The 12678-nt window shown below is 72.9% G+C and carries 11 protein-coding genes; 4 read left to right on the forward strand and 7 right to left on the reverse strand.

The annotated features are described in order from the left end of the window. Positions 1-38: 38 nt before the first annotated feature. The gene (locus IG84_RS0103305; protein ID WP_031051099.1) at positions 39-941 is read left to right on the forward strand and encodes an alpha/beta fold hydrolase; all 903 of its coding nucleotides are present in this window, start codon (positions 39-41) and stop codon (positions 939-941) included. Between the two features lie 34 nt (positions 942-975). On the opposite strand, the gene IG84_RS0103310 is transcribed toward IG84_RS0103305, so the two are convergent. The 3 genes from IG84_RS0103310 to IG84_RS0103320 form a co-directional block, all read right to left on the reverse strand. After that, positions 976-2034 (reverse strand): aldo/keto reductase, encoded by a 1059-nt coding sequence (locus IG84_RS0103310; protein ID WP_031051101.1) that lies wholly within the window; start codon positions 2032-2034, stop codon positions 976-978. A 114-nt stretch (positions 2035-2148) separates the two neighbouring features. Continuing rightward, positions 2149-3345, reverse strand: coding sequence for a thiolase C-terminal domain-containing protein (locus tag IG84_RS0103315; RefSeq protein WP_051861322.1), 1197 nt, complete (start codon positions 3343-3345; stop codon positions 2149-2151). 255 nt (positions 3346-3600) lie between these two features. Then, positions 3601-4248, reverse strand: coding sequence for a TetR family transcriptional regulator (locus tag IG84_RS0103320; protein WP_030263037.1), 648 nt, complete (start codon positions 4246-4248; stop codon positions 3601-3603). A gap of 284 nt (positions 4249-4532) precedes the next feature. Between IG84_RS0103320 and IG84_RS0103325 the strand changes: the two genes are divergently transcribed. Together IG84_RS0103325 and afsK are read left to right on the forward strand one after the other, a co-directional pair. Continuing rightward, positions 4533-5297 (forward strand): VOC family protein, encoded by a 765-nt coding sequence (locus IG84_RS0103325; protein ID WP_031051104.1) that lies wholly within the window; start codon positions 4533-4535, stop codon positions 5295-5297. 675 nt (positions 5298-5972) lie between these two features. Further along, a complete protein-coding gene (gene afsK, locus IG84_RS0103330; protein ID WP_031051105.1) occupies positions 5973-8567 on the forward strand; it encodes a protein serine/threonine kinase AfsK in 2595 nt (864 codons plus the stop codon). A gap of 25 nt (positions 8568-8592) precedes the next feature. Here the strand turns inward: afsK and IG84_RS42000 are convergent, their stop codons facing one another. Beyond that, on the reverse strand, positions 8593-9516 hold the full coding sequence (locus IG84_RS42000) for a hypothetical protein (RefSeq protein ID WP_078648574.1): 924 nt from the start codon (positions 9514-9516) through the stop codon (positions 8593-8595). 127 nt (positions 9517-9643) lie between these two features. Here IG84_RS42000 and IG84_RS40420 point away from each other — a divergent pair, with 127 nt between their 5' ends. Further along, the gene (locus IG84_RS40420) at positions 9644-10162 is read left to right on the forward strand and encodes a hypothetical protein (protein WP_051861325.1); all 519 of its coding nucleotides are present in this window, start codon (positions 9644-9646) and stop codon (positions 10160-10162) included. A 17-nt stretch (positions 10163-10179) separates the two neighbouring features. On the opposite strand, the gene IG84_RS0103345 is transcribed toward IG84_RS40420, so the two are convergent. The 3 genes from IG84_RS0103345 to IG84_RS0103355 form a co-directional block, all read right to left on the reverse strand. Next, positions 10180-10956, reverse strand: a complete 777-nt coding sequence (locus tag IG84_RS0103345) for an enoyl-CoA hydratase/isomerase family protein (RefSeq protein WP_031051111.1) — start codon at positions 10954-10956, stop codon at positions 10180-10182. Continuing rightward, positions 10953-11438, reverse strand: a complete 486-nt coding sequence (locus tag IG84_RS0103350; protein ID WP_051861356.1) for a Zn-ribbon domain-containing OB-fold protein — start codon at positions 11436-11438, stop codon at positions 10953-10955. The genes IG84_RS0103345 and IG84_RS0103350 overlap by 4 nt, the downstream gene beginning before the upstream one ends. Before the next feature lie 69 nt (positions 11439-11507). Then, positions 11508-12659, reverse strand: a complete 1152-nt coding sequence (locus IG84_RS0103355) for a lipid-transfer protein (protein WP_031051115.1) — start codon at positions 12657-12659, stop codon at positions 11508-11510. Positions 12660-12678 lie beyond the last annotated feature (19 nt).

Below are 12678 nucleotides of genomic sequence, written 5' to 3' on the forward strand. Positions count from 1 at the left end.
GGTTGCGGCGGGCGGCGCCGGCGACGGACGCTGGTGCCATGTCTGCGATCTCGGCCGGGACGGCCGTCGCCGTGCCCGCGCCTGCCCGGCGAGGGGCCGCCCGGCTGGCCGACGGGCGCCGGCTGGCCTGGGGCGAGTGGGGACCCGAGGACGGGACGCCGGTGCTGCTCTGCCCCGGTGCGGCCACGTCCCGGCGGCTCGGTTTCGGCGCGGAAGCGGTCGAGGAGCTCGGCGTACGGCTGATCTCCGTGGACCGCCCCGGGCTGGGCGCCTCCGACCCGTCGCCCGGCCGTACGCTCACCGGCTGGGCCGAGGACGTACGGGAGTTCGTCGCGCTGCGCGGGCTTTCTGGGCTGCGCGGCGTCGGCTTCTCCCAGGGCGCGCCGTTCGCGCTGGCCTGCGCCGCCGCCGGGCTGTTCGCCCGGCTCGCGGTGGTCTCCGGTACGGACGAGCTCGCCGCACCCGCGTTCGACGCGCTGCTGCCGGACGAGGTGCGGTACCTCGCTGAGCGGGCCGCGGCCGATCCGGCGGCCGCCGAGCGCTCGTTCGCCGGTTTCGGGAGCCCGGAGGTGCTGTGGGAACTGGTCGCCGCGGGCAGCGGAGCGCGCGACCGCGCCCTTCTGGAACAGCCCGCGTTCGCCGCTGCGTTCCAGGAGGCGATGACTGAGGGGTTCGCGCCGGGCCCGGCCGGCTATGCGCGCGACACGCTCCTGGCCATGAGCCACTGGCCGTTCGATCCCGGGGTGATCCGGGTGCCGGTCGACCTCTGGTACGGCGCGCTGGACACCGCCCCCACGCACTCGCCGGACCACGGCGCCCGGCTCGCCGCCCGTATACGCACCGCGCGTCGCCACCTCGTACCGGACGCGGGCGGCATGCTCCTGTGGACGCATGCCGACCCCGTCCTACGGGAGCTGCTCGACGACGAGGCCGCTGAGTGACGCCGCGGAGCAGCGGACCGCCCGGCGTGGACCGCTAGCGGACCTCGTGCGCCGTGCGCCGGTAGGTGGAGCGCCGGTCGTCGATGTCGGCCCAGCGATCGCCGTACACGTTCTGAGTGATCGCCGGATCGCGCAGGAACTGGTGCGGGAAGCCGAGTGGTACCGCGCTCACCTCGTCCAGCCGGGCCACCGCGTCGGCGTCCAGTTCCACGTCGACCGCGGCGAGGTTGTCCAGGAGCTGGCTCTCCTTCGTGGCGCCGACGAGCGGGATGATGTTGCCGGGCCGCTGCCGCAGCCAGGCGAGCGCCACCTGGGCCGGGCTCCAGCCGCCCTGCTCGGCGATCTCCAGGACAGCACTGACGACCGCTTCTTCCTGCTGGTCCGCGCGGTTCTCCGCACCGAGGATCCGCAGTCGGCCGGACTCGCCGCGGCGGTACTTGCCGGTGAGCTTGCCGGCGGCCAGCGGCGCCCACGCGAGCACGGCCAGGTCGAACGCGCGGGCTTGCGGGAGCAGTTCGCGCTCCGGCGTGCGCTCCAAGAGGTTGTAGCGGAGCTGCGACCCGGCGAACGCGGTCCAGCCGCGCAGCTCGGCAAGGGTGTTCGCCTGCGCGATCTCCCAGGCCGGCCAGTCGGACACCCCGACGTAGAGCACCTTGCCGGCCCGCACGATGTCGTCCAGGGCCCGCATGACCTCCTCGACCGGGGTGAAATTGTCGCGCGCGTGCACCCAGAGGATGTCCAGGCGGTCGGTGCGCAGCCGGTCCAGGCTCGCCTCCACCGACTGCACGAGGTTCTTGCGGTGGCTGCCGCCCGCGTTCACGTCCCCCTTGCGGGTGGCGCAGGTGTACTTGCTGGCCAGTACGTACTGGTCCCGGCGGCCGGCGAGCAGCTCGCCGACGATGCGCTCCGAGCTGCCGTCCGTGTAGTTGTTCGCGGTGTCGATGAAGTTGCCGCCCGCGTCGGCGTACGTGTCGAGGATCCGCCGGCTGGTTTCCTCGGCGGCGCCCCATCCCCAGTCGTCGCCGAACGTCATGGTGCCGAGACTCAGCTCGCTCACCCGGAGACCGGTCCTGCCGAACAGCGTGTACCGCATGGCTCCCCCTTCGGTTGGGTCGTGAGCCGGACGCTACGAGCTGGAGCGCGCTCCAACGCAACCTTCACGCGCCGTGCGGTACGGCGCCCTCCCCCTCACTCCGCCCCCGCACCCTCACTCCGCTCCCAGCACCACCGTTCCGGACGAGCAGAACCACCCGCCGGTGCCCGAGGCGACGGCGAGCCGCGGCAGACGGTCGCCCGCCTTCCGTACCTGGCGGCCCTCACCGGCCTCGCCACGTAGCTGTCGTACCGCCTCGACCAGCAGGAACAGTCCGCGCATCCCGGGATGGCAGGCGGCGAGGCCGCCGCCGTCGGTGTTCGTCGGCAGCGCACCGTCCCGGAGCAGCCGCCCCTTCTCGACGAACGCGCCGCCCTCGCCCTTCGCACAGAAACCGAGGTCCTCCAACGTCACCAGCGTCATGTACGTGAACGCGTCGTAGATCTGGGCGAGGTCGATCTCGTCCGGGCGCACGCCTGCCCGCGCGAAGGCCAGTCGCCCGGAGACGGCGGCGGGCGAGACGGTGAAGTCGTCCCACTCCGACATCGTGGTGTGCGAGACGGCGCTGCCCGAGCCGAGCACCCAGACCGGCGGCCGGGCCAGGTCCGGTACGCGGTCCTCGGCGACCAGCAGGACCGCGCAGCCGCCGTCGGAGCGGACGCAGCAGTGCAGCTTGGTGAACGGATCGGCGATCGCCGGCCCGGCGAGCACGTCGTCGGTGGTGATCGGGTCCCGGTACATCGCGTCCGGGTTGGCCGCAGCGTTGGCGCGCGCCTGGACGGCGACCTCGGCGAGCTGTTCCAACGTCGTGCCGTACTGGTGCATATGGCGGCGCGCGGCCATCGCGTACTTGGCGATCAGGGTGTGGCCGTAGGGCGCTTCGAACTGCAGGGGGCCGCGGGCCCCGAAGGAGAGGTCGGCGGTGCGGCGCCGCGCCTTGAGGTCGGCGCGCGCGGTCGAGCCGTACACCAGCAGCACCGCGTTCGCATGGCCGGCGGCGATCGCGTCGGCGGCGTGCGCGGCCATGACTTCCCAGGTCGAGCCGCCGATGGAGGTCGAGTCCACCCAGGTGGGGCGGAGCCCCAGGTACTCCGCGACCTCGATCGGGGCGAGCGTGCCGAGCCCGGCGGAGGCGAAGCCGTCGATCACCGAGCGGTCCAGCCCGGAGTCGGCCAGCGCCCGGCGGGCGGCCTGGGCGTGCAGGACGTAGGGGGTGGCGTCGTCGACGCGTCCGCAGTCGGCCAGCGCCACTCCGGCGACGGCGACCCTGCGCGTAGGTGACGGAGCAGTCGTACCGGACCCGGTAGTCATGAATCTGACGGTACATCAGGTAAGTGCGTACGGGCAGGCCGTATTCCGTGGCAACGAGCCGTCGTACGTGGAGCGCATCCCGTCCGGATACGCCTCGGGCACCGTCCGGCTCTCGGTGAGAGGCCGGGCGGTGCCCGAGGCGATGCAGATATGGCAGGACGAAGGGCGGACCGGCGGGGGACGCGAGCGCGGCAGGACGTGTGCGGTCCCGGCGACGCGTCGTGCCGGGGGCGGCGGTCGCTCGCCGCGCCCCGGCTACTTGGCGGGCTTCTTGCCCGTCACGCCGAGGTGGACGAGCAGCGCGAGGTTCGGCTTGAGCTCGGCCTGCTTGACGCCCCAGCTCGTGAAGCCCTTCTGATGGCCGGCGACCGCGGCGAGCATGGCGACCAGCGAGCCGGCCATCGCCGCGGGACTGACCTCCTTGTCCACCTTGTTCTTGGCCTGGAGCTCCTTGATGGAGTCCGTAAGGGAGTTGGTGACGGCGTTGAGGATCTTCATGCGGATCTTGTAGAACCGCTTGTCACCCTCCGCGGCGCCGAGGTCGACGACGCGCAGGATGGCGTCGTGCTTCCGCCAGAAGGAGAGGAAGCCGTCGACCAGCTCCTCGGCCGTCTGGCGGCCCGACTTGCCGGCCCAGGAGCGCCCGGCGACCAGTTCGGTCAGGCTCGCGCCCTCCTTGGCCATCTCCTCGGCGATCTCGAGTACGGCGCCTTCGACGTCGGGGAAGTACTGGTAGAACGTCGCGGGGGACGTGCCCGCCTTGCGTGCGACGTCGATGACCTTGACGTCCCGGTACGGGGACGAACTGAGCATCTCGCTGAGGCAGTCGAGGAGCTTCTGCCGGGTCGCCTGCCCGCGGCGGCCGGCGACTCTGCCGTCGACGGTTCGAACTTGTCCTGTCATGCCGTCAGCTTACCGAGGGGTGATCGGAGCGCGATTTGGCTGCCTGCAAATGGGGATGGGGCGAATCGGGCCGGAAATGGGCTTTCGCCGCACGGCTTCGGGGCTGCGCATCCGTCTCGGGGGCACTGGCCTGATCAAGTGAATCATCTTATCAACAGCCTGTGGACAACTTCGGTGGACAACCGCCCGGGGGTATGTGCAGGGGCGTGCGCAGGGCTGTGTGCGGAGGTGTGCGCCGGGATGTGCGCCGGGCGCGTACCGGAAAGCCCGGTTACTTTGTCCGTATGACGGCTTTTGCGGAGGGTGCCCCCTGTTGGGCGGACGCGATGCTGCCGGACCTTGAAGCGGGCAAGCGCTTCTATGGAGAGCTGTTCGGCTGGACCTTCTCGGACAGCGTTCCCGAGTTCGGCGACTACACGACGGCCCTGCTCGACGGGCGTAAGGCCGCCGGCCTGCTGCCCAAGAAGGACGGCCGGATGCCCACCGTATGGGGCGTCTACTTCGCGACGTCCGACCTCAAGGGGACTGCGCCCAAGGTCCGGGAGGCGGGCGGCCAGGTGATCTCGGGCGGCACCCCGCTCGGCGACCTGGGCGCGATGATGCTGGGTGTCGACCCGGGTGGCGCGGTCTTCGGCGCGTGGCAGGCCGGCCGGCATCAGGGCTTCGAGGTGCAGGCCGAGCCCGGCGCGTACGCATGGATGGGGCTCAGTACGCGCGAACCGGAGGCGGTCGACGCCTTCTACGGGGACGTCTTCGGCTTTGAGGGGGTGACCGAGGGGCCGATGGCGAGCCCCACGTTCCTGCCGTGGCGGATCGCCGGGCAGGAGCGCGAGATCGGGTGCCGGATCGTGCTGGACGCGCGGGCGCCGGCCGAGCTCCCGGCGCACTTCACCGTCTTCTTCCTGGCCGAGGAGATGGATGCGGCCCTGCGGACGGCGGTCCGGCAGGGCGGCAAGGTCCTCAGCGAGCCCCAGGGGACGCCCGGCGGCCCCCTCGCCCTGGTCGTCGACAATCAAGGGGCGGCCTTCGGGCTTATGGCGCCGAAGTAGACCGGCAAAACCAGCGGAACGCCCATCACCCCTCGTGCCTCTTCAGTCCTGCACGTTCAAGAGCCCCCTCGCCTGTTGCGGTGCATACACCGTCACCTCGGCCCAAAACGGCCCTCCTCTTGCGAAGTAGACGTACCGATCCGCCAATTAGTTCGTGGTCATGGCCCCCGAACGCCGTTCGGCACAGCAGAATTGGTGCGAGGCAGCTCCCGCTGCCGGGCCGCGGGCGGCGCGGCCCGGCAACGGGTCCGCAGGCTCGGCGGCAGGCCGTTGAGTACGCGGGAGCGAACAGTACGTACGGGGATGGGGATGGCGACGACGGACCGCACACCGGGGCACGGACCGGCGCCCGAGAAGGGCCGGCCGGCGCGTCGGGCCGTGACGTCGGACACCCGATGGCCATCGGACATATGTGCGGTCGGCGCATGAACGGGGCCCGACGCGCTCCCGTATGCGGGGTGTAACGGCAGGTAACGAGCCCTGCGCGTACCGCACGGCGGGACACGGGACACGACGGGAAGCCCCCGGGTTCGCAACCGTCGGCTTCGCCAGGAAGAATCAGCATGCGTACGGCCGAATCGGCCAGGCGGTGAGACGCTGCTCGGGGCAGTGGCTCTCGGCGGCTCTTGGCTTTTTGAGAGTCTCTTTGACGCCCCACGGGGAGGTGGCAGGCAAGTGGTGGAGCAGCTGACGCAGCACGATCCCCGGCGGATCGGCCCGTTCGAGGTGCTCGGCCGTCTCGGTGCCGGCGGTATGGGGCTGGTGTATCTCGCGCGTTCGGCCTCCGGCCGGCGGGTGGCGATCAAGACGGTCCGTACCGAGCTCGCCGAGGACCAGCTGTTCCGGGTCCGCTTCACGCGCGAGGTGGAGGCGGCGCGCGCGGTCAGCGGCTTCTACACCGCTGCGGTGGTCGACGCCGATCCGCGCGCGGCGGTGCCGTGGCTGGCGACCGCGTACGTCCCCGCTCCCTCCCTGGAAGAAATAGTCAATGAGTGCGGGCCGCTGCCGGCCCAGGCGGTGCGCTGGCTGGCGGCCGGTGTGGCCGAGGCCCTGCAGTCCATCCACGGCGCGGGCCTGGTGCACCGCGATCTGAAGCCGTCGAACGTCCTGGTGGTCGAGGACGGACCACGGGTGATCGACTTCGGTATCGCCAGCGGAGTGTCGAACACGCGTTTGACGATGACGAACGTCGCCGTCGGTACGCCGGCGTACATGTCGCCCGAACAGGCGCGCGACTCGCGGAGCGTCACGGGAGCCAGCGACATCTTCTCGCTCGGCTCCACTCTGGTCTTCGCCGCCACCGGACACGCCCCCTTCCACGGCGCCAACCCGGTCGAGACGGTCTTCATGCTGCTGCGCGAGGGCCCGGACCTGGAGGGCCTGCCGGACGAGCTGCGGCCGCTGATCGAAGCCACGATGCAGATGGCGGCCGAGCACCGCCCCAGCCCCGCCGACCTGCAGTCCCAGCTCGCGCCGCACCTCTTCGGCTCCGGTACCGACGACAGCGGCACGGCCTCGGCCTGGCTGCCGGGGAACGCCGTGGGCCTGATCGAGAGCCGGCGCGGCGGCCGGGTGACGGCCGCCCGGCAGCCCGCTGCGGCCTCCTCGGGCCGCGCAGCCCGGGGTGGGTACTCCGCGCAGCCGGAGCGGCCGCCCGCCGCCCCGCCCGCACCGTCGGCGCCGCCCCCGGCGCCGCCCGCCTCCCGGCCCGCGCCGCAGCGTCAGGAGAGCGCGCCGATGCCCGCGCCCACCGGCGACCCCGGATGGGCCGCTTCCGCGGCGGTCGGGCCGGGTGCACGCCGGATGGGCGACCCGCGCAGCGGCGCACCGCTCGCGCAGGCGGCGCCCACCGGCCCGGTCGCGCCCGCGCCGCCCCAGGAGGCGGAGGGCCCGGACGGCTCCGTACGGCTCGGTGGTGCCGCGGCCCCGATAGGGCCCGGCCCCCGGCCGGCGGACCACGCCCCGCAGGCGCAGCCCGGCCCGACGACGAACTGGGTACGGCCGCCGGCCGGAGTGCAGGCGCCGGGGCCCGCGGGCCCGCCGCCCGCGGTGCCTCCGCAGCCCGCACCGGGCCCGCAGGGCGCCCACGGCGCGCCCGCGGCAGGCCGGCCGGGCGACCCCCCGGCGCAGGGCGGACCCGGCCGCTGGCGCCCCTGGCGCTTCCGCATGTCCAACGATGTGTGGGGCACCCCGGTCGTCTCCGGTGACCTGCTGTACGTCACGTCCTTCGAGGTGCACGCGCTCGATGTGGCCAGCGGGCGGCGCCAGTTCAAGACCCGCGAGGTCGCCTGGGCGATGGCCGTCTCGGACGGCCGGATCCACGCGTCGGACGGCCCGAGCCTGTACGCGCTGGACGCCGCCGACGGCTCCGAGCTGTGGCGGCTGAACACCGAGGGCTGGGTCTACGGCCTCGGAGTCGACCGCGGCACGGTCGTCACCGGCACCCGCGGCGGCGGTGTGCAGGCGTGGGAGGCGGCCAACGGCGAGCTGCTGTGGGAGATCGGCGGCGCGCAGACCGACTTCGAGACCGCCGAGTCCGGCCCCGTCGTGCACGAGGGCACGGTGTACGTCTGGGCGGACGCGCGGCTGAAGGCGCTGGAGGCCCGTACGGGCGCCGAGCGCTGGTCGTACCCCATCGGGGACGCGGCGTCCTGCGGCGGGGTGCCCGTGCGGCTGCTGACGGCTCCGGACGGTGTGGTCTACGTCGCGGCCGGCACGCGCGTTCTGGCCATCGACAGCAACCGCGGCGACGTCCGCTGGCACTTCGAGGCGCCGGCGGTCTTCCTGGCACCGCCCGCTTACGCCCCCGGGCCCGCCGTCACCGGCGGCGGCATCTACCTCGCGGACTACCTCGGCACGGTCTACGCGCTGGACGCGAACGACGGCCGGGACCGCTGGCGGATCGCCACCGAGGCGCGCCAGTCGACCGAGCCGGTACTGGTCGCCGACGGCGCGGTGCACCTGGGCAGCGGCAACGCCCTGTACACGCTGGACGCGGTCGCGGGCACGCCTCGCTGGCGCTTCCAGGCGGGCGGCGAGGTCATCGGCGCACCGGTGGCCGCGGACGGCCGGGTGCACTTCGGGTCCGCCGACCACTGCCTGTACACGCTGGACGCGATGGGCGGCCAGTTGCGCTGGAAGCTGGCGACCGGCGGCGAGATCACCGGCACCCCGGTGGCAGCCGCGGGTGTCGTCTACGCCTGCAGCAAGGACCGCTGCGTGTACGCGCTGGACGCCGCGAAGGGTACGGGGCAGGCGCGGCGCTCCTAGGGCGCCGCGCGGTCCTGCGCTCCGGCTAGCGCTCCTCGGGAGGGCGGCCCCGGCCGGGCTGCCGGTCGCCTCCGGGCCGCCGGTCGCCGAGTACGGGCGGCAGCGGCTGCGTCCGGTCGGCCGGCGCGGGCGGGTGAGGGCGCGCGTCCTCGGTCGGCGGCTCGCTCCGGTACGGGCCCTGCTCCTGGTACGGGCCCTCGTTCTGGTACGGCCCCTGGGGCGGAGCCGTCGGTGTACCGGCCGGCGGGGTCGTGCCGTCGTGCGTCGTCGGGGGCCACGGCTCTCGTGCGGGGTCGCCGGCCGAGGACCCGCCGGCGCCCGGCCACTGGACGGTCTGCTGTCCGTAGGGGCTGCCCGGCGGCTGTCCGTAAGGGCCGTCCGGATGCGTCGCATACGGGGGCTGGTCGGGCTGGCCCTCATAGGCGTACGGCGCGCCCCCGGGCTCGCCTTCGTACGCGTACCGGTCGTCGGGCTCCGCTCCGTACGGTGCGGGCGCGTACTCCTCCTCGCGCTCCCTCGCCCTGCGGCGCCGACGGGCCCGGCGGCCGCGCATCAGCAGCGCGCCCAGCAACAGCAGGACGCCGCCGCCCAGCGCCACCGCGACTCCCAGGCCCAGGCCGCGGCCCCCGCTCCCTACGGTGAGGCTGCCGGCCGCCTGGCCCTGCCGGACCATCCACAGGACGGTGAAGCCGAGCACGACCAGCCCCGCGAGCGTGATCACCAGGCGGGACCGCAGCACCACGCCGATCAGCGTCAGCACGGCCGCGACCAGCATCGGCAGCAGGAGTGAGCGCATGACGTCGGCGCCGCTGCCGGTGATCCCGTTGAAGAGGTCCGCGATACGGATGTCCGCACCATGACGGCCGTCGTACCAAGGACGGAAGGGGCTCCATACGGCGGCCGCCGCTCCGATGAGGGCGATCAGGGAGCCGATTACGTTGCGCACCACAAGCGTTGCCTCGCTTCGCATCGTCCTGATGCCTCCACAGCCGACGCTACGCCGTGCCGCCGCGGGCCGCCACGGCAATCCGGTCCCGGTATCGTGACGTGAGCTCGTCAATCAATCGGGGGATCTCATGGCACGCCGTCATCTGCGGCTCACGGCCGTCGTGGCCTTTGTTCTGCTCTCGCTCACCGGCTTCCGGCCGCACGGCCACAGCAGCCACGGGGGTGGCAGCGGTGGTGGCGGCTGCAGCGCCCACTCCAGCAGCAGCGGCTACCACGGCAGCAGCAACCACTACGACGATGACGACGACTACGACGATGACGACTACTCCGGCAGCGGCTCGGACAGCAGCCCGAGCGCTACCGCAGAGGTCCAGGGCACGGTCGTGGAGTGCGTGTCCGAGCACCCGAAGGCGGCCCGGCCGGGAGCCAAGGTCCGGCTGACGGACGACGGCCTCTACGACGAGGTGACGATCACGGTCGAGTTCCGTGGCGCGAACGGGTCTGTGGTGGACACCGGCAAGAGGACGGTCGACCCCGTCCTGGACGACGAGGACGACACGACCGGAGACCCGGTCTTCCGGATCCCCATGGCCCACCCCGACCGGGCCGGCAAGGTCACTCGCTGCGAGGTCCGCAGTGTGAGCTGACCTCGCAGCAGTTCAGCTCATCTCACCCGAGGGGCGTTTCCCTTGCGCCGCTCCTCGAAGAGTTCCGCCTGCCGCTCCGGGGGCAGGTTGCCGAGGGCTATGAGGTGCGCCGCGTGCGCCAGCGCCTGGGTGCGCGCCGCCTCCTTGGCCGCCCAGAGGGCCCGTACGGTCCCCTGCACGGCTTCGGTGGGCTGTGCCGCCACGGTCTCCGCCGCGCGGAGGGCGGCCGGCAGCGCCTCGCCCGCCGGCGTCAGTTCGGAGACCAGCCCCACCTCGTAGGCGCGGCGGGCGCCGAGCCGCTCGGCGGTGCCCATCAGGGCGAGCCGGGCGATCTCTCCGTACGGCATCCGCTGCGCCATGAGGACCGACTCGTACGCACTGACCATCCCGTAGGTCGTGTGCGGGTCGAAGAACGTCGAGGTCTCGGAGGCCACGAGGAACTCGCACTCGCCCAGTAGGTAGAACGCGCCGCCGCAGGCCATGCCGTCGACCGCGGCGATCACCGGCTTCCACAGGTCGGCCGCCTTGGGGCCGATGCGGAGCAGCGGGTCGTCGAGGGAGTACGGAGAGGCGGGCTGCGGCACGCGTACCGAGCGGTCCACGCCGGTGCAGAAGGCGCGGCCGCCGGTGCCGGTGACGACCGCCGCGCGCACGGTGTCGTCGAAGCGCAGGGCGCGCCAGGCGCCCGCCAGTTCCTCGGCGGTCGGCAGGTCGATGGCGTTGAGGCGGCCGGGCCGGTCGAGAGTGATCAGGGCGACGCCCTCGGCGGCCCGGGTGTCGACGCGTACGGTCACGGGCGCTCCAGCAGCCAGCGTGGCACGGTCACGCCGTCCGCCATCTCGTGGAAGGTCACCTTCACCGCCGCGCCGATGCGGAGCCGTTCCGGGGGCACGGAGTTCAGTGCGGCGTCCGGCGCGCTGACGAGGTTGCCGGCCAGCCGGATGCGCGGCGCTTCGGCCAGCTCGACGACGATGGCGTTGTACGGCGCGAGGGCGGCGTACGCGGGCAGCAGTGGCGGGTGCGGCAGGACGTAGGACCAGATGCGGCCGCGGCCGGACATCCGCCGCCACTCGCTCGCGAAGGACTGGCAGTGCGGGCAGCAGGGGCGGGGCGGGAAGCGCAGTGCGCCGCAGTCGGCGCAGGCTTGGACGCGCAGTTCGCCGCGTGCCGCGTACGCCCAGAACGGCGCGCCGTCGTCGTCGGGGACGGGGAGCAGGAAGCCGTCGGCGGGGGCGGGTTCCGCGGCGGTCGCGGCGGTCGCGGCGGAGTTATCCACAGGCGTGGCGGACGCGGTGCGGTTGTCAGTGGTGGCTGTCACACTCGGTTTTATGAATCTCACTGACGGTCAACTCCTCAGCAGTAGCGCGGAAGTCGGGACGCTCTCGCCCGCGGTGACAAGGCAGGTCGCGGCGTCCGGCACCTGTGCGGTGCTGGTGCCGCGAAGCTGTTTGACGCCCTCGGTGATCAGGTTGAAACCGTGGACGTACGCCTCGGAGAGGCCACCGCCGCCGGTGTTCAGCGGGAGCCGGCCGCCGATCTCCAGGGCGCCCTTCTCGGTGAAGGCCGCGCCCTCGCCCCGCCCGCAGAAGCCGTAGCCCTCCAGGGAGAGCGGGACGAGCGGGGTGAAGGCGTCGTAGATCTGCGCGACGTCGATGTCCTGCGGTCCGAAGTCGGCGGACTTCCACAGGTGCCGGGCGGCGGTCCGGGCGGGCCCGGTGAGCGGGTCGTCGGTCCAGTAGTTGACCATGCCGTGGTGCTGGGCGGGCAGGCCCTGGGCGGCGGCGTGGACGTAGACGGGGGTGCGGCGGCAGTCGCGGGCGCGCTCGGCGGAGACCAGGACACAGGCCAGCGCGCCGTCGGTCTCCAGGCAGTTGTCGAAGAGGCAGAGCGGCTCGCTGATCCAGCGGGAGGTCATGTACATCTCGCGGGTCAGCGGGCGGTCGTACATGACCGCCGCGGGGTTCTGGTTGGCGCGGTTGCGGCAGGCCAGCGCGACGTTGAAGAAGTGGTCGCGGGTGGCTCCGTACTGATGCATGTAGCGACGGGCGAGCATCCCGATCTCGTCGGCCGGGCGCAGCAGGCCGAAGGGGCGGGTCCATTGAGCGGGGGTGGGGAGTTGAACGGCGGTGTTCTTCCAGGGGCGGGGGCCGGAGCCGCGCTTGCGCGAGCGCCAGGCGACGCCGACGGTGGCCTGGCCGGTGGCGATGGCGGCGGCCAGGTGCGCCACGGTGGCACAGGAACCGCCGCCGCCGTAGCCGGCCTTGGCGAAGAAGGTGACGTCGCCCGCGCCGATGGCCTTGGCGACCTCGACCTCGTCGGTCTCCTCCATGGTGTAGGAGGCGAAGGCGTCGACCTCCGAGGGGGCGATGCCGGCGTCGGCCAGGGCGGCCGTGATCGCGCGGCAGGCCAGCGTCTTCTCGGATTCGGGAAGGTGCTTGGCGAAGGGTGTCTGTCCGATGCCGGCTATCGCCGTAGCGTCCTTGAGGGTCGCCCCCATCGCCACCTCCGTGGTCGGT

It is taken from the genome of Streptomyces ochraceiscleroticus (genome assembly GCF_000720485.1).
GTDB classification, from domain to species: Bacteria; Actinomycetota; Actinomycetes; order Streptomycetales; family Streptomycetaceae; genus Streptomyces; species Streptomyces ochraceiscleroticus.